This window comes from Streptomyces sp. NBC_00582 (genome assembly GCF_036345155.1).
Classification (GTDB): Bacteria; Actinomycetota; Actinomycetes; order Streptomycetales; family Streptomycetaceae; genus Streptomyces.
Genome location: NZ_CP107772.1, coordinates 4,707,849 through 4,724,757, shown reverse-complemented (window position 1 = coordinate 4,724,757; position 16,909 = coordinate 4,707,849). Strand labels below are relative to the sequence as shown.

At 71.7% G+C, this 16,909-nt stretch carries 14 protein-coding genes; 10 read left to right on the top strand and 4 right to left on the bottom strand.

The window, feature by feature from the left end:
• Nucleotides 1-1,076: 1,076 nt before the first annotated feature.
• From OG852_RS20925 to OG852_RS20905, 5 genes are all read left to right on the top strand, one after another.
• Nucleotides 1,077-1,907, top strand: a complete 831-nt coding sequence (locus tag OG852_RS20925; protein WP_133917855.1) for a phosphatase — start codon at nucleotides 1,077-1,079, stop codon at nucleotides 1,905-1,907.
• A 129-nt stretch (nucleotides 1,908-2,036) separates the two neighbouring features.
• Entirely contained in the window at nucleotides 2,037-2,249 is a 213-nt protein-coding gene (locus OG852_RS20920) for a helix-turn-helix domain-containing protein (RefSeq protein WP_004984898.1), read from the top strand.
• Between the two features lie 122 nt (nucleotides 2,250-2,371).
• On the top strand, nucleotides 2,372-2,470 hold the full coding sequence (locus tag OG852_RS20915; RefSeq protein ID WP_003948845.1) for a 30S ribosomal protein bS22: 99 nt from the start codon (nucleotides 2,372-2,374) through the stop codon (nucleotides 2,468-2,470).
• 194 nt (nucleotides 2,471-2,664) lie between these two features.
• The gene (locus OG852_RS20910) at nucleotides 2,665-3,753 is read left to right on the top strand and encodes an NAD-dependent epimerase/dehydratase family protein (RefSeq protein ID WP_133917854.1); all 1,089 of its coding nucleotides are present in this window, start codon (nucleotides 2,665-2,667) and stop codon (nucleotides 3,751-3,753) included.
• Nucleotides 3,754-3,767: 14 nt separating this feature from the next.
• Entirely contained in the window at nucleotides 3,768-4,829 is a 1,062-nt protein-coding gene (locus OG852_RS20905) for a lysophospholipid acyltransferase family protein (RefSeq protein WP_330348659.1), read from the top strand.
• A gap of 219 nt (nucleotides 4,830-5,048) precedes the next feature.
• Here OG852_RS20905 and OG852_RS20900 read toward each other — a convergent pair whose 3' ends face one another.
• The 3 genes from OG852_RS20900 to OG852_RS20890 form a co-directional block, all read right to left on the bottom strand.
• Entirely contained in the window at nucleotides 5,049-6,284 is a 1,236-nt protein-coding gene (locus OG852_RS20900) for a DUF5667 domain-containing protein (protein WP_133917852.1), read from the bottom strand.
• A gap of 263 nt (nucleotides 6,285-6,547) precedes the next feature.
• Nucleotides 6,548-7,336, bottom strand: coding sequence for an ECF subfamily RNA polymerase sigma factor, BldN family (locus OG852_RS20895; RefSeq protein WP_133917851.1), 789 nt, complete (start codon nucleotides 7,334-7,336; stop codon nucleotides 6,548-6,550).
• 317 nt (nucleotides 7,337-7,653) lie between these two features.
• Nucleotides 7,654-8,586, bottom strand: a complete 933-nt coding sequence (locus OG852_RS20890; protein WP_330348658.1) for an HAD family hydrolase — start codon at nucleotides 8,584-8,586, stop codon at nucleotides 7,654-7,656.
• Nucleotides 8,587-8,689: 103 nt separating this feature from the next.
• Between OG852_RS20890 and OG852_RS20885 the strand changes: the two genes are divergently transcribed.
• The 5 genes from OG852_RS20885 (at nucleotide 8,690) to OG852_RS20865 (ending at nucleotide 14,526) form a co-directional block, all read left to right on the top strand.
• Nucleotides 8,690-8,965, top strand: a complete 276-nt coding sequence (locus OG852_RS20885) for a glutaredoxin family protein (protein ID WP_133917849.1) — start codon at nucleotides 8,690-8,692, stop codon at nucleotides 8,963-8,965.
• A 428-nt stretch (nucleotides 8,966-9,393) separates the two neighbouring features.
• The gene (locus OG852_RS20880) at nucleotides 9,394-10,158 is read left to right on the top strand and encodes a redox-sensing transcriptional repressor Rex (RefSeq protein ID WP_133917848.1); all 765 of its coding nucleotides are present in this window, start codon (nucleotides 9,394-9,396) and stop codon (nucleotides 10,156-10,158) included.
• Nucleotides 10,155-11,855, top strand: coding sequence for a glutamyl-tRNA reductase (locus OG852_RS20875; protein WP_330348657.1), 1,701 nt, complete (start codon nucleotides 10,155-10,157; stop codon nucleotides 11,853-11,855). The genes OG852_RS20880 and OG852_RS20875 overlap by 4 nt, the downstream gene beginning before the upstream one ends.
• Before the next feature lie 5 nt (nucleotides 11,856-11,860).
• Nucleotides 11,861-12,820, top strand: a complete 960-nt coding sequence (hemC, locus tag OG852_RS20870; protein ID WP_133917846.1) for a hydroxymethylbilane synthase — start codon at nucleotides 11,861-11,863, stop codon at nucleotides 12,818-12,820.
• Nucleotides 12,817-14,526 carry a uroporphyrinogen-III synthase gene (locus tag OG852_RS20865; RefSeq protein ID WP_133917845.1) on the top strand — a complete coding sequence of 570 codons (1,710 nt, stop codon included), beginning with the start codon at nucleotides 12,817-12,819 and terminating at the stop codon, nucleotides 14,524-14,526. Before hemC ends, OG852_RS20865 begins: the two co-directional genes overlap by 4 nt.
• 69 nt (nucleotides 14,527-14,595) lie before the next feature.
• On the opposite strand, the gene OG852_RS20860 is transcribed toward OG852_RS20865, so the two are convergent.
• Nucleotides 14,596-16,812, bottom strand: coding sequence for a peptidoglycan recognition protein family protein (locus OG852_RS20860; protein WP_330348656.1), 2,217 nt, complete (start codon nucleotides 16,810-16,812; stop codon nucleotides 14,596-14,598).
• Nucleotides 16,813-16,909 lie beyond the last annotated feature (97 nt).

Genomic DNA, 16,909 nt, shown 5'->3' with positions numbered 1-16,909 from the left:
CCCCGACCCCCGGCGGGGACTGCGTCCCCTGCACCCCTGCGCTCCGCCCCGGGAACCGGCAGGGACTTGCGTCCCGTGCACCCTTCCCGGGGCTCCGCCCCGAGCCCCCGCGTCCCCTGCACCCCTCCCGGGTCTACGCCCCGCGCCCTGGTCGGGCCCGGGCGCGGCACCCTTCGCGGGCGCTGCCCCGGCCCCCAGCGGGGGCTGCGTCCCCTGCACCCCGGCCGGGTCTACGCCCCGCGCCCTGGTTGGGCCCGGGCGCGGCCCCCTTCGCGGGCTCTGCGGCCCCGGCGGGGACTGCGGCCCCGGCGGGGACTGCGGCCCCGGCGGGGACTGCGGCCCCGGCGGGGACTGCGGCCCCGGCGGGGACTGCGGCCCCGGCGGGGACTGCGGCCCCGGCGGGGACTGCGTCCCCTGCGCCCCTCCCGGGCTCCGCCCCACGCTCTGGTGGGGCTCGGCGCTGAATCTCTCCATGGGGTCCGCCCTTGACCCCATGGGGGAAGGCTCCGCCCCGACCCCCGGAGGGGACTTGCGTCCCCTGCGCCCCTCCCCGGGCTCCGCCCCAGGCTCTGGCGGGGCTCGGCGCTGCATCCCTCCCTGGGGTCCGCCCCGGCCCCCGGCGGGGACTGCGTCCCCCGCACCCCCCGGGGGCCTGCGGGTCGCCTGCCCTCGGGCGCGGCAGAGTTCCGTCGGCTGGCCGCCGTATTGGAGCGGGCTCGGGTCGCCCTGCGGCTGACCGACCGTCCGGGGCCGCCCCGACCCCCGGCGGCGACTTGCGTCCCGTGCACCCTCCCGGGCCCGGACCCCGGCGGCGACTTGCGTCCCGTGCACCCTCCCGGGCCCGGACCCCGGCGGCGACTTGCGTCCCGTGCACCCTCCCGGGCCCGGACCCCGGTGGGGGCTGCTGCCCTCCCCCTCCCGGGCCCGGACCCCGGCGGGGGCTGCTGCCCTCCTCCCGGGCCCGGCCCGGCCCCGCCCCGGTCAGGGCTCGGTGTTGCGCCCTCCACCCGTCCCCTTACGCCAACCGTGGGGACTTTGCCCCGGTTCTTCGGTTGGGGAGGGGTGGGTGGGTCAGGATGGGGAGGGTGTGGAGTGATGGGGGTGGGGGGATTCGGGGTTATCTCGTGGGGGTGGGGTTGGCGGGGGTCGTGGGGACGGCTCGGGAGGTGAGTCTTCGGAGGTATCGGTTGTTCGCTGCTCGGGATCCTCGGGTGTTGATCGGGTTGGATCCCCGAGGGGACTGGGGTGTGCGGGAATTGGTCGCGTTGATGAGCGAGCGGTGTGGGGTTTCGGACGATCCGCGGTGTGTTTCAGGGCAGGATGTGATTGACCCCGAGAAGACCGTCGCCGCGCTCGACGCCTTCGGGGAGCGGGTGGGGGCGGTTGCCCAGCGTGGTGGGGCCGTGTTGCTCGGGACGGGGCATCCGGACCGGCTGCTGGGGTTCTACGCCGGTCTTGCAGACGCTTTGTCGGCGGTGGGATGTACTGTCCTCACCCCTGCGCAGGGTCGCTGTGTCGACATAACGACCCGGTTCGGTCTACGCACGGCCCAGCTCGACTACGTACGAGGGGTCGGGGTCGTGCGGGAACACAGTCGTGAACGCGCCGGTTGTGCGACCCCTGTGCACAGTCATTCCCCGCTGCCGGTTCGGGTGGCGCTCGGGGCGGCCGCCGAGGAGGCCGGCGTGTTGCCCGATCTTGTGATCGGGGATCATGGATGGGTCTGCGGCGCAGGTCAGCTGGGGTTCGAGGCGATCGGGATCGCGGATGTCGATGATCCCGCGCTGTTCGTGGGGGAGGCGGAGGGGGTCGTGTCCGTCGTCGTTCCACTTGATGACGGCGCGCGGTCCGATTACTACCTGCCGCTGACCCGCTACGTACTCAATCGAGCGTGTCTGTCACAGTAGGCCTGCGATGGGTGCACCTCTTCCCCACTCGCATCACAGGCCCCTACATTGGGGAGTGAGCACGCAACGACGAAGAGTCACCGGAAGGGGAAGCCGGTGGCCGTCGAGTGCGGAAGGTTCAGGTGTGTCATGGCTGCAGCTGGCGAAAGGCCTCTGAACGAGGTTCAGTTCCTTACCGTGGCGGAAGTCGCCTCGGTGATGCGAGTGTCCAAGATGACCGTGTACCGGCTGGTGCACAGCGGTCATCTGCCCGCGATCCGGGTGGGGCGGTCCTTCCGCGTCCCCGAGCAAGCGGTCCACGAGTACCTCCGCGAGAGTTATGTGGGGGTGGAAACCGCCTGACGGACCCCCTCCGGAGCCCTCGATTACGACCTCGGCGCTCGGGCGGGTAGGCTGGCCCCTCGTAGGTCGTATGGGCCCATGGCGCCCAAACACCGAGTGATGAGAAGTGAGCGAGGGTAGTCGTGGGCTCTGTTATCAAGAAGCGGCGCAAGCGGATGGCCAAGAAGAAGCACCGCAAGCTGCTCAAGCGCACGCGCGTTCAGCGTCGTAACAAGAAGTAAGGCTCTGCCTTAGTTCTTCGCAAGGCGCGAGCCGCGGAAGCGCGGTGTGGCCCCCAGTCGGTTCTGCCGGCGGGGGCCACACGCATGTCGGTGGTCATCACAGCGCAACATCGACCCGATAGGTTGGTCCGCACACGGGGAACGCGGCAGGGTACGAGCAGTGCGTCAGTGCGGTCGAGAGGAAGGCGCTGGTCTTGGGGAAGGTCGTGCTCGTGACCGGAGTGGCCCGCCAGCTCGGGGGCCGGTTCGTACGACGGATTCTGCGTGACCCCGACGTCGAGCGGGTCATCGGGGTGGACGCCGTGCGGCCCGAGCACCATCTGGGCGGTGCCGAGTTCGTCCAGGCCGACATCCGGCAGCCCACCATCGCCCGTGTGCTGGCGGAGACCGGTGCCGACACCGTCGTCCACCTCGATGTGACGGCGACCGCGCTGGGCAGTGGCAGCCGGACCACGGTCAAGGAGACCAACGTCATCGGGACCATGCAGCTGCTCGGCGCCTGTCAGAAGTCGCCCAGTGTGAAGCGGCTGGTCGTGAAGAGCAGTACCAATGTGTACGGGTCCGCGCCCCGGGATCCCGCCGTGTTCACCGAGACCACCTCCGCGAAGTCCCTGCCCAGTGGGGGGTTCGCCAAGGACACCGTCGAGGTGGAGGGGTATGTGCGCGGGTTCGCGCGGCGGCGGCCCGATGTGGCCGTGTGCGTGCTGCGGTTCGCGAACATCCTGGGGCCGACCGCCGAGACGCCGCTCGCCTCGTACTTCTCGCTGCCCGTGCTGCCGACCGTGTTCGGTTACGACCCCCGGCTCCAGTTCGTCCACGAGGACGATGTGATCGACGTGCTGCGGATCGCCTCGCACGAGCCGGCGCGGGGCACCCTCAACAGCGGGACCTTCAACATCGCCGGGGACGGGGTGCTGCTGCTGTCGCAGTGCTCGCGGCGGCTCGGACGGCCCACGGTGCCGTTGCTGCTGCCGGCGGTCACCTGGGCGGGGTCGCTGGTGCGGACGCTGGGGATGACGGACTTCTCGCCGGAGCAGATCCGGCTGCTGACCCATGGGCGGGTCGTGTCGACCACGCAGATGCGCGAGACGCTCGGGTTCGCCCCGCGGTTCACGACGGCGGAGACGTTCGCGGACTTCGCGCGCAGTCAGGGGCCGGGGCTGCTGCCTCCGGAGGCCGTCGCGGGGGCCGTGGAGCGGATCGCCGCGCTGCCTCTCGCCGCCCTGCCCCTCCCCCGGAGTGGCCGCCCAGCGGCCCACCCCTCGACGCCGAGCGCAGACTGAGGAGCGCATCAACGATGGCGGACGCCAAGGTCATTCCGTTCGACGACGACCGGACCCGCGGGGGCGCCACGGCGCGGCCGGCGCGGCGCCGGGGTGCGGGGAGCCGGCGCAAGAACGGCGAGCCCGCACCGGTCCGTGAGATCGGTGAGGCCGGTGAGATCGGCGAGGTCCAGCCCCTGCCCACCAGGGCCGTAGGGCAGGATGATGTTCCTGTGACGACCGATGCGCGGGACGAGGGGGGCCTGGAGCGGCGTATCGCGGGCGGGCTGTCCTTCCTGCGGCGGCGGCTCACGGGTGACTACGAGGTCGACGACTTCGGCTACGACGAGGAGCTCACCGACCAGGTCCTGATGTCGCTGCTGCGGCCGGTGTACGAGAAGTACTTCCGGGTCGAGGTCAAGGGCATCGAGAACATCCCGGCGGAGGGTGGGGCGCTGATCGTCGCCAACCACTCCGGGACGTTGCCGCTGGACGGTCTGATGATGCAGGTCGCCGTCCACGACTGGCATCCGGCGGGCCGTCATCTGCGGCTGCTGGCCGCGGATCTGGTGTTCGTGCTGCCGGTGGTGAACGAGCTGGCGCGCAAGCTGGGGCACACCCTCGCCTGCTCGGAGGACGCCGAACGGCTCCTCGCGGCGGGGGAACTGGTCGGGGTGATGCCGGAGGGCTTCAAGGGCATCGGCAAGCCCTTCAGCGAGCGCTACAAGCTTCAGCGGTTCGGCCGGGGCGGCTTCGTCTCCACGGCGCTGCGGCAGGGGGCCCCGATCATCCCGTGCTCGATCGTCGGGGCGGAGGAGATCTACCCGATGATCGGCAACGCGAAGACCTTGGCGCGGGTGCTGGGCTTCCCGTACTTCCCGCTGACGCCGACCTTCCCCTGGCTCGGGCCGCTGGGCGCGGTGCCGCTGCCGACCAAGTGGACGATCCAGTTCGGTGAGCCGATCCCGACGGACGGCTATCCGCCGGAGGCGGCGGAGGACCCGATGCTGATGTTCAACCTCACGGACCAGGTACGGGAGCAGATCCAGCACACGCTGTACAAGTTGCTGGTGCAGCGGCGGTCGGTGTTCTTCTGATGGGGGTCCGTCCCGCGGTGGGGTGACGCGGTGCTGAGAGCCGGCGGACGGAGTCCGGCGCGGCTGTTCGAAGCCTGCGAAGCAGTGCGAGGGCAGCAGACAGGAGGGGCCAAGTTGCTGGTGCAGCGGCGGTCGGTGTTCTTCTAGGGTTTCTCCAGGGCTTCAGACGTACGACGATGGGGGCGCCCCCCAGGGAAGGGGCGCCCCCATCGGTGTTCGCTAGCTCGCGTCCTCGCTGTCGATTCCCAGGCCCGGTAGGAGGCCGGGGAGGAGGGGTGGGATGGTGACGTCGGGGGCCGTGGAGGGGGTGCTCGTCGACGGGGACGTCGAGGTGGTGCCCTCCGGCTGGTCCAGGAGGCCGCCGGTGCTGCCGCCGAGGAGGCCGTCGTCGCTCGTGCCGGAGCCCGTCGACTTGCTGGGGCTGCTGCCGGTGCCGGTGTCGCCGCCCTGGGAGCTGTCTCCGGCGCTGGGGGTCGTCGAGCGGCCCGTGCCCGTGGAGCCGGCCGGGGAGGACGGGCCGACGCCCTGCTTGCCGGTGCCGCCCTGGGCGGGGGGCCGGGGGAGCAGGGACTGCAGCGGGGCGACCTCTTCGTCTATGGCCTCGAAGACCGACGAGACCTGCTGACTCACGTCGCCCAGCTGGACGGGCAGCTTCTCGCGCAGGGCGCCCCAGGCGTCGCGGTGGGAGCGGGAGAACGCTTCCAGGGCCTGGATGGGGCCCAGGGAGTCCGGGTCGCGCTCGTACGCCTCGTGGAGCAGTCGGTGGCCCTCGGAGGCGTCGTGCTGCATACCGCTGAGGGCGCGGCGGATCTCGCCGAGGGACTCGTGGTCGAGGTGGCCGCCGCGGCCGCGCTCCATGAGGCGGCGGGCCTCGCTGAGCCGGGTGGAGGCCTGGTCGAGGTAGGTCCGGCCGCGCTCGTCGTCGCCGTCGGACAGATAGGTCAGCTTGAAATCCTCGATGCCGCGCTTGAGGCCGTAGAGCCCGTCACCGGGGAGGGCGTCGGAACTCGCCGCCGCCACCCCGCCGAAGGCTCCCGCGGCCACGCCCACGCTCAGGCCGCCCGCGGTGAGGCCCTTGGCGATCCGGCTGCGCGGCCGGAGCTTTCCCAGGGGGCTCGCCCGGTGCGCGCCGCCCTTGGCGCGGTGGGATCGCTGTTCGGGTACGGACGTGTCCGCCGCCTCGCCTCCCGCGGTGCCCGCCTGCAGCATGGCCTCCATCGCGGCGACCAACTGGGCCCGCTGGACGACCTTGACCTCGGGGTCGAGTTCCGGTTTGGGCAGCTCGGCGAGACTCGTCGCGAGGGCCAGGAGGCGGCCCTGCTCGGTCTGGTCCGCAGCGGCCGGCGCCGGCGGTGATCCTTCGGTCTGCTCGGCCGCCGTGCCCTGGTCGGACTGCTCCTCCAGGGCCTGGGCGAAGGCGTTCGCCCGCCGGTGCGCCGATACGTTCGCGATCACTGGCGGCACCTCCTCTCGTCATGACGGTCGACTCCCCGGGGGTCTCGAGGGTTGCACGCCCCGTTCTGCTTTCCCTCGATCGAGTGATCGGGGTCGGCCGGGACGTGACCACAGGGAGCCTGTATCCCGCACAACGACTGGCGCGGCACTTGGGTTACGGACGGCGGATGATCGGATGGGGAAGGCAACGGACTTTCACTCAAAGTGAGTTGGGGATCGCCGACAGTGGGTGCGCCGGCCCGGGCGGGACCGGCGCCGCTCGCTCAGCGGGCGTCGTCCGGCAGAAGCCGGGCGAGGGTGCGGACGGCGCGGTACTGGAGGGTCTTGATGGCACCCTCGTTCTTGCCCATCACGCGCGCGGTCTCGGCGACGGACAGGCCCTGCAGGAAGCGGAGGGTGACGCACTCCTGCTGCTGGGGGTTGAGCCGGCGTACGGCGTCCAGCAGGGCGGCATTGGAGAGGGACTCCAGGACGGAGTCCTCGGGGGAGCGCTCGACCTCGTTGGCGTCGAGCATCTCGCCGGTGGTGACCTCCAGCCGGAAGCGGCTGGACTTGAAGTGGTCGGCGACGAGGTTGCGGGCGATGGTGACGAGCCAGGCGCCGAAGTCGCGGCCCTGCCAGGTGAAGGTGCCGATGCGGCGCAGGGCGCGCAGGAACGTCTCACTGGTGAGGTCCTCGGCGGTCGCCTTGCCGCCGACGCGGTAGTAGATGTAGCGGTAGACGGTGTCGCTGTACTGGTCGTACAGGCGCCCGAACGCGTCGGACTCGCCGGCCTGGGCCCGTTCGACGAGGTCCATCATCCGGGCGCTGTCGCTGTCGGCCGCGGGACGGCGGGCCGAGGTGGTCGCGCCGCCGGACGAGCGTCCCCTTCTGCCGACGGCGGCGCTGCTTTCCGCCAGCGCGTAGCACGGACCCGCGGGTCCCGCGGGGACGGCGGTGGCGAGGGCGGGGACGCCGTACGCGGTGGGGACGCGCAGCGACTTTTTGATCGTGGCGACTGTTGCGCGCAGCGTAGCCAGGCCCGAGGCGTCAACCCCGACGTGTGGGTACACGGGACTCCCAGAGGCAGAGCTTCCATCACGTGCAGTGCGGGACCTTTCACCCGTCGTAGCGACAGGGGGGGTACCGGTTTGCGTCTGAGGAGAATAACGCTTCGTGCAGGCGCTGCTACACCGAGTTGCTCAAAACTTCGATTACGTCGCTTCTGTGCCCGAATGGTGTGCGGTCAAGTTGCACGGGGTGAGCGGTTATTGATCGGAAAGGTTTGTGTTTTGGGTCGGTCCGGGGTGTGTTGTGGCTGTGCGCGGACAATGCGAATAGACGGCCGCAGTGGGGGGTACGACCGTCTGTTTGGTGCGGGTGGGGCCGGTTACCGGCGTCGCTTGTGCAGGGCGATCGCCGCCGCGGTTCCTCCGGCCACCGCTCCCACGCCGGCCGCCGCGGGGATGCCCACCTTCGCCGCCTTGCGGCCCGTGCGGTAGTCGCGCAGGCGCCAGTCGAGGCCCCGGGCGTGTTTGCGGAGCTTGGAGTCGGGGTTGATGGCGTACGGGTGGCCCACGAGGGAGAGCATCGGGATGTCGTTGTGGGAGTCGCTGTAGGCGGCGCAGCGGGAGAGGTCGAGGCCCTCCGCCGCGGCCAGGGCGCGGACCGCCTCCGCCTTGGCGGGGCCGTGCAGCGGTTCGCCGACGAGCTTGCCCGTGTAGACGCCGTCGACCGACTCGGCGACCGTGCCGAGGGCCCCGGTGAGGCCGAGGCGGCGGGCGATCACCGTGGCGATCTCGACGGGGGCGGCTGTGACCAACCACACCTTCTGACCGGCGTCCAGGTGGGCCTGGGCGAGGGCCCGGGTGCCCGGCCAGATGCGCTCGGCCATGTACTCGTCGTAGATCTCCTCGCCGATGGACTGGAGCTCGGCGACGCGGTGGCCCTTGACGATGGACAGGGCCGAGTCGCGGGCGTCCTGCATGTGCTCGGGGTCCTCGACGCCGGCCAGCCGGAACCACGCCTGCTGCCAGGCGAACCGGACCAGGTCGCGGGTCTCGAAGAACCTGCGTTTGTACAGGCCACGGCCGAAGTGGAACAGGGCGGCGCCCTGCATCACCGTGTTGTCCAGGTCGAAGAAGGCGGCGGCCAGCGCGTCGCCGTGGACCGGGAACTGCGGTTCTGTCCCCTCGTCCTCGGGGACCTGGTGCTGTTCTTCCTGAGTGGACTTGCGGGCGGCCTCAGCCGAGGCCTCGCCAGCCAACACGCTCCGCGCCGTGGCGGAGCGCCTACGGGGGGTGAGCCATCCGAGAGCGGCCATGGCGTGAGCATAGCCAGTTTGTTCGGTGGTTCCGGAGCGGCGAGGTTCGCGGGGTGTGAACTCTCCGCGACCGCGCCGTTAAAGAGGCGCGAGAATGACCCGTATGAGTCCCCTCTTTCGACGGAAGGGGCCGGCCCCGCGGGACCGGCTCGTCACGCTCATCGGGAAGCCCGACTGCCATCTGTGCGAGGACGCGCAGGCCGTGATCGAGAAGGTGTGCGGCGAGCTCGGCGTGCCCTGGGAGAAGAAGGACATCACCGAGGACAAGGCGCTGCACGACGCGTACTGGGAGCAGATCCCGGTCGTGCTCGTCGACGGCAGGCAGCACACCTTCTGGCGGGTGGACGAGACGCGCCTGCGCAAGGAGCTGGCCACCTAGGGCCCTTCTGACGGATCTCCGCGGCGTCGCGACGCCCGGCACGCCCGCTCGCCGCACGGCGCGAAGGGCCAGGTGGCTCCGCCACATGACCCTCCACGCCGCACGCCGATCGCGCGCACCGAACGCCGCTCCTTCACCCACGGAGATCCGTCAGAAGGGCCCTAGCTGTGCTGACCGGCCAGTACAAGACACGCCGGTCGTCGCTTAGGATCGATGGCGCTTTGGTCTCGGGGGCGGGATTCACGAGGAGTGTGTCGGATTTGCCCCCAGCGTTGTCCCCGGGAACGACGCGCGTGACCCCGGTCACGTTGGCCGGGCAAATCGGACACCATCTTTGTGCACGCGTTCACAAAGACATAGCCTGCTGTCGACGGGGCGGTCTGGGTACGTGTGACCGCCCGCAGCCCCGCTCTACCCGCAGGAGCACCGTGGCAACTGGCCGAACTCACCGACCGGCGACCCGTAGCCGAGGGATTCCCGAGGCCACCGTCGCCAGGCTTCCGCTGTACCTCCGCGCGCTGACCGCACTGTCGGAGCGCTCGGTCCCCACGGTCTCCTCCGAGGAGCTGGCCGCGGCGGCGGGGGTCAACTCCGCCAAGCTGCGCAAGGACTTCTCCTACCTGGGCTCCTACGGAACGCGCGGTGTCGGCTACGACGTCGAGTATCTCGTCTACCAGATCTCCCGTGAGCTCGGGCTCACCCAGGACTGGCCGGTAGTGATCGTCGGCATCGGAAACCTGGGCGCCGCCCTCGCCAACTACGGCGGGTTCGCCTCCCGCGGTTTCCGGGTCGCCGCCCTCATCGACGCCGACCCGGCGATGGCCGGGAAGCCCGTCGCGGGCATTCCGGTGCAGCACACGGACGACCTGGAAAAGATCATCACCGACAACGGCGTGTCGATCGGTGTCATCGCCACGCCCGCCGGCGCCGCCCAGCAGGTCTGCGACCGGCTCGTGGCCGCCGGGGTCACCTCCATCCTGAACTTCGCGCCGACCGTGCTGTCCGTCCCGGACGGAGTCGACGTGCGCAAGGTCGACCTCTCCATCGAGCTGCAGATCCTCGCGTTCCACGAGCAGCGCAAGGCAGGCGAGGAGAACGCCGCCCACGAGGGCGCCGTACCGCCGCCCGTGGCGCACGACGAGACCACCGACCAGGGGCCCGACGGGGACGTACCCGCCGTGATGCCGGCATGAGTCTCCTCGTCGTCGGACTGAGCCACCGCAGCGCTCCCGTCAGCGTCCTGGAGCGGGCCTCCCTCTCCCCGGACGCCCAGCTCAAGCTGCTCCAGGACACGGTCGCCGCCGAACCGGCCGCCGAGGCCGCCGTCCTCGCCACCTGCAACCGCATCGAGCTCTACGCCGACGTGGACAAGTTCCACGCCGGTGTCGCCGAGCTGTCCACGCTGCTCGCCCAGCACAGCGGCGTGGGTCTCGAGGAACTGACCCCCTACCTCTACGTCCACTACGAGGACCGGGCCGTCCACCATCTGTTCTCGGTGGCCTGCGGGCTGGACTCCATGGTCGTCGGCGAGGGGCAGATCCTCGGGCAGCTCAAGGACTCCCTGGCCAGGGCGCAGGAGCTGCACACCGCCGGCCGGCTGATGAACGACCTGTTCCAGCAGGGCCTCAGAGTCGGCAAGCGCGCCCACTCCGAGACCGGCATCGACCGCGCCGGACAGTCGCTGGTGACCTTCGGACTCGAACAGCTCGCCGCCGGCGGGGACGTGAGGGACTGGGCGCGGGGCAAGCGGGCGCTGGTCATCGGGGCCGGCTCGATGTCGTCCCTCGCCGCCGCGACCCTCGCGCGCGCCGGGGTCGGCGAGGTCGTCGTCGCCAACCGCACCTTCGACCGCGCCGAACGCCTCGCCCGGATACTGACCGAGGACGAGACCACGGACGTGGCGGCCCGCGCGGTCCCGATCGAATCGGTGCCGGCCGAGCTGACACGTGCCGACGTCGCCGTCTCCTGTACGGGGGCGACGGGACTCGTCCTCACCGCGGAGGCCGTCGCGGCGGCCGTCGAGGGCCGCACCGGCGAGCCCGTCGTCTTCGACGAGGAGACCCCCTCCGTACGGCCCCTGCCGCCGACCTCGCTCGGCACCGACGAGAACTGCCCGCTGGACCTGTCCGCCGTGCAGCAGCAGCCCGGGTTCTCCGTGATGGGCGAGGCCGCCGTCGCCGGCATGGACGCCGCGACCCTGGAACAGCACGCGGCCTGGGTCGACAACGCGACCGTGGACCGCCGTACCGCCGGCCGCCGCGGTCCCGAGGCCGACGCCGAACTGATCACCGCGCTCGCCGCGACCGCCGCCACCGTGGGACGCATCCCCGAGCGCCGCAGGCCCGAGCCGGTCGTCACCCCCGTACGCCCCGAGCCGGTGCTGTTCCTGCTGGACCTGGCGATGCCGCGGGACATCGACGCGGCCGCGCACCGGCTGGCCGGGGTGCGCCTCGTCGACATCGAGTCGCTCGCCGAGGCCTCCGCCGACGCGCCGATGGCCACCGACGTGGACCTGGTCCGGCGTATCGTCGCCGACGAGGTCGCCGCGTTCGGCGCCGCCCAGCGCGCCGCGCACATCACCCCGACCGTGGTCGCGCTGCGCTCGATGGCCGCCGAGGTCGTCGCCGGCGAGATCGCCCGCCTGGAGGGGCGGCTGCCCGGCCTCGACGACAAGCACCGCGCCGAGATCACGCAGACCGTGAAGCGCGTCGTCGACAAGTTGCTGCACGCGCCGACCGTCAGGGTCAAGCAGCTCGCCGCCGAGCCCGGCGGCGCCGGGTACGCGGACGCGCTGCGGACCCTGTTCGACCTCGACCAGGAGGCGGTGGCCGCCGTGTCACGGGCCGAGGACAGCACCGAGAAGAACGCAGAGAACCGAGGGCCGGCATGAGCGGCATGAGTACGAGAGCACTGAGACTCGGGACCAGGCGGAGCAGGCTCGCCATGGCCCAGTCCGGGCAGGTCGCGGACGCCGTGCGCCGGGTGACCGGCCGACCGGTCGAGCTCGTCGAGATCACCACCTACGGCGATGTCTCCCGCGAGCACCTCGCGCAGATCGGCGGCACCGGTGTGTTCGTCACGGCCCTGCGCGACGCGCTGCTCAAGGGGGAGGTCGACTTCGCGGTTCACTCGCTGAAGGACCTGCCGACCACGCAGCCCGAGGACCTGGTCCTGGCCGCCGTACCGGTGCGCGAGGACCCCCGCGACGTGATCGTCGCCCGGGACGCGCTGAAGTTCACCGACCTGCCGCGCGGCTCGCGCATCGGCACCGGTTCGCCGCGCCGCATGGCGCAGCTGAACGCGTACGCCCGCGCCCACGGCCTGGACATCGAGACGGTCCCGATACGCGGCAACGTCGACACGCGCATCGGGTACGTCAAGGGCGGCGAGCTGGACGCGGTGGTGCTGGCCGCCGCGGGCCTGAGCCGCATGGGACGGATCGACGAGGTCACCGACTTCCTGTCGATAGACACCGTGCTGCCCGCCCCCGGCCAGGGAGCCCTGGCCATCGAATGTGCCGCGGACGACGCGGACCTGATCGCCGCGCTCGGCGCGCTCGACGACCCGTTCACCCGGGTCGCCGTCGCCGCCGAACGGTCACTGCTCGCCGCCCTGGAGGCCGGTTGCAGCGCCCCTGTGGGCGCGCTGGCCGACCTTCTGGCCGACGGGCAGATTGTCAAGGAAATGCGCCTGCGGGCCGTCGTCGGGACCACCGACGGCACCCGTACGGTGCAGCTGTCCACCACCGGTCCCGTGCCCGAGACGCACGACGGGGCAATGGCGCTCGGTCGCGAACTCGCCGCCGAGATGCTCGCCCAGGGCGCGGCCGGTCTGATGGGGGAGCGAGCACAGTGAGCCCCACCGCCCTTCCTGCCGCCGCCGGTCCTGAGCACGGGCACGTCACCTTCCTGGGTGCCGGACCCGGGGATCCGGGACTGCTGACTCTGCGCGCCGTGGAGGCGCTGGCCAACGCGGACGTCCTCGTCGCCGAGCACGAGGTGCTCGACGTCGTACGGACGCACGCACGGCCCGGCGTATCCGTCGTGAACGCGGAAACCGGTCCTTCGTCGGACCCGCTTCCGGGCACGGGCACGCCTGTACCCACGCTTGTTGACGGCACGTCAACAAGCGTCGAGGTACCCGCTGTGCGGGATGCCTCACATCTTGTCATGGAGGCCGCGCGGGGCGGCAGGCGGGTCGTGCGTGCGGTGTCCGGGGACCCGGGACTGGATACGTACGCGGCCGAGGAAATGCTCGCCTGCGCCGCCGCCGGGGTGCCGTTCGAGGTGGTCCCGGGCGTGGCGGCGGCCGTCGGCGTGCCCGCCTACGCGGGGGTGCCGCTGCGGGACGCGCAGGGCGCGGACGTCCGGTTCGTGGACGCGCGCACCGCGTCCGACCGCTGCTGGACGGAGGTCGGCGCCTCCGACGGGACGGTGGTCGTCTCCACCACCCTCGACTCGGTCGCCGCCGCTGCGGGTGAGCTGGTGTCCTCCGGCCGTAAGCCCGACACCCCGATGACGGTCACGGTCGCCGGTACGACGACCCGCCAGCGCACCTGGTCGGCCACCCTCGGCACGATCGCGCAGATGCTGAAGCAGGCGAAGGTGCTGCCCTCGCCGGACGGCGGCCGTCAGGTGATAGCCGTGGTCGGCGAGCGTTCCGCCCCCGCCCAGCGCCACCAGCTGGCGTGGTTCGAGTCCAAGCCGCTGTTCGGCTGGAAGGTCCTCGTGCCGCGCACGAAGGAGCAGGCGGCGTCGCTCTCCGACCAGCTCCGCTCCTACGGCGCCGTGCCGCACGAGGTCCCGACGATCGCCGTCGAGCCGCCGCGCACGCCCCAGCAGATGGAGCGGGCCGTCAAGGGCCTGGTCACCGGCCGCTACGAGTGGATCGCCTTCACCTCCGTCAACGCGGTCAAGGCCGTCCGGGAGAAGTTCGAGGAGTACGGCCTCGACGCGCGCGCCTTCGCGGGCATCAAGGTGGCCGCGGTGGGCGAGCAGACCGCCAAGGCGCTGATCGCCTTCGGTGTGAAGCCGGACCTGGTGCCGAGCGGCGAGCAGAGCGCCGCCGGTCTCCTGGAGGACTGGCCTCCCTACGACCCCGTCTTCGACCCGATCGACCGCGTCTTCCTGCCGCGCGCCGACATCGCCACGGAGACCCTCGTCGCCGGGCTGATCGAGCTCGGCTGGGAGGTCGACGACGTCACGGCCTACCGGACCGTGCGGGCCTCGCCGCCGCCGGCGGAGACCCGTGAGGCGATCAAGGGCGGCGGCTTCGACGCCGTGCTCTTCACGTCGTCCTCGACCGTGCGGAACCTGGTGGGCATCGCCGGGAAGCCGCACAACGTGACGGTGATCGCCTGCATCGGCCCGGCGACGGCCAAGACGGCCGAGGAGCACGGGCTGCGGGTGGATGTCATGGCCCCGGAGCCGTCCGTGCACAAGCTCGCGGAGGCGCTGGCCGACTTCGGCCTGCGGCGCCGCACCGCGGCCCTGGACGCCGGTGACCCGGTGACGCGGCCGAGCGAGCGGCGGCCGGGGTCGCGCAGGCGACGGGCCACCTGAGCACCGCATGACGACGGCGGCCTTCACGATCGGATGTGATCGTGAAGGCCGCCGTCGTGTACCGGGCCGCTACTTGAGGTAGACGAGCCCGTCCGTGGTGATGGTCGGGCGGCCGCTGGTGCCCACGACCACGATCTTGACGGTGTGCTTGGCGCTGCTCGACCAGGTCTTGGTCCAGATCGCCTGACGGTAGAGCGTGGTGGAGGACTTCAGGTCGACCGTCGCCGTCTTCACGCCGTCGACGTAGACGTACGCCTGGCCGGAGGTGCTCGCGCGGGAGACCACCCAGGCGGCGGAACGGCCGGTGAAGGTCCAGGTCAGGGAGGCGCCCTTCGAGCCGCTGGAGTACGACTTGCCGCCGAGGTAGCTGGTCGACGAACGGCTGGTCCAGCTCCCGGACTTCGTCGCGGAGGTCTCCTGGAGGATCACCGGGGTCGAGGACAGGGACGCCGTGCGGTAGTTGCCGGCGTAGTCGTAGGCCCGCAGCGACCAGGTGGTGGCGGTGCCCGGCTTGGCGGTACGGCTGGAGGCGGTGACGGTCGGGCCGAAGGTCGCGGTCGTCGGCGCGAGGAGCTGCACCGAACGCAGGGCCTTGTCGTCGGTGGCCTTCCAGCCCAGGGTGACCGGGACGGCGGTGGTGGTGACCGTGCCGGTGCGCAGGGAGAGCTTCGGGGCCGTGGTGAAGGTCGGTGCCGTGGTCTCCGCCACGACGTTCAGCGCGGCGGTCGTCGTGGCCTTGCCGGACTGATGGACCGCCCGCACGGCGACGGTGTGGGTGCCGAGGGGGAGGGTCGCGGTCGTCGAGGTGGCCGTGCCGGCCGCCGTCGCGGCGACCTTGCCGTCCACCAGCAGCTCGACCTTCGAGATCAGCGCGCCGGGCGTGGTCGTCGTCCACTTCACGGTGACGGCGCCCTTGGTGTAGTACGTCGAGCCCGACAGGGTCGCCCCGCCGGCCACCGAGGTGACCTTCAGGCCCTGCACCGGGCCGGCCGCCCAGGCGCGGACGGTCGGCAGCTGGTCGTAGAGCAGACCGCCGGGGCACTGGGTGTTGTAGCCGTCGCGGTGACCGGAGATCCGGTTGAAGGTGTACGGGCTGCCCGAGGTGAAGCTCTTGCCGAAGAAGTTGGTCTGGGTGGCGCCCGCCGTGAGCTGGACGGTCCCGGCCGGGTCGGCGCCGTACTGGCCGAGCTTCCAGGCCGCCAGACGGGCGATGGACGTCAGCGCGGCGTCGGTGGCCTTGGTCTGGGTGTAGTCGCCGATGACGGCGACGGCGGCGGACTCACGGTTCCAGCCGTAGGTGTGGGCGCCGAGCACCGGCAGGTCCACACCGCCCTTGCGGCCCTCGTACAGGGTGCCGCACTTGTCGACGAGGAAGTTGTAGCCGATGTCCTTCCAGCCGCTGACCTGCACGTGGTACGCGTAGATGCTGCGGATGATCGACGGCGTCTGGTCGCAGGTGTAGTCGTTGGTGCCGTCCGTGTGGTGCACGAACATCACCTTGACGTCGGCGTTGTACTCCGGCGCGTCCGGGCTGATCGACTCGTCGGCGCCCCAGTCGGCGCGGGAGTGGATCGGGGGCTCGGGGACGGTGGACTTCGGGGCGGTGGGGGTCGTGGGTGTCGTGGGGGTGGAAGAGGCGCTCGCGGTGGCCTCGGGCGTGGTCTCCGTCGCGGAGGCGGAGGCGGAGGCGGAGACGGTGTCGGTGGGCTCGGCGGCCGAGGCGGAGGGCTCGGCGGTCTGGGAGTCCGTCGCACCGGGCGTCGGGTCCATGACGAAGGCGGCGGCCTCGGTCCCGGTGCGCGTCTCGGCGTCGGTCACCACTCCCGGGTCGACCAGGTCCACCCGCAGCCCCTTGGGCAGCGCGGCCGTGCTGCCGTTCTTGCGGACGACCTGCGCCTGCACGCCGTCGGACGGGCCGACCCAGACCGGCTCGGACGCCCCGCGCACCTTCGGGCCCGGCCGGTCCAGCGGGTCGACGTCCAGCTCCAGGTCGTGCCAGGCGCTCCACTCACCGGTCCCGGCGCTCCGGGTGCGCACCTGCGCGGTGCCGGCGAGCCGCTCGGCACCCCCGGTCCAGGTGACGCCCAGCAGCGAGAACTCCTCGGTGTCCGTGCGCGGCAGCTCCCGCCGGTCGGCCGAGGAGCTCTTCAGCGCGAGGCCGTACACCTTCACCGGCCGCTTGTGCCGGGTGCCCTGGTCGGCGGGCGGGCCCGCGACGGCGTACGTCACCACGCCCCCGCTCCCCAGCAGCACCGCCCCCAGCGTCAGCCAGGCTCTCCTGCGCATGCTCAGCGGCTTGTACGCGCGCTTCCCACCCCGGCGTCCACGTCGACTCACGACGAAAACCCACCCCTATGTCACAAAAACGGTCACTGAGGGCACA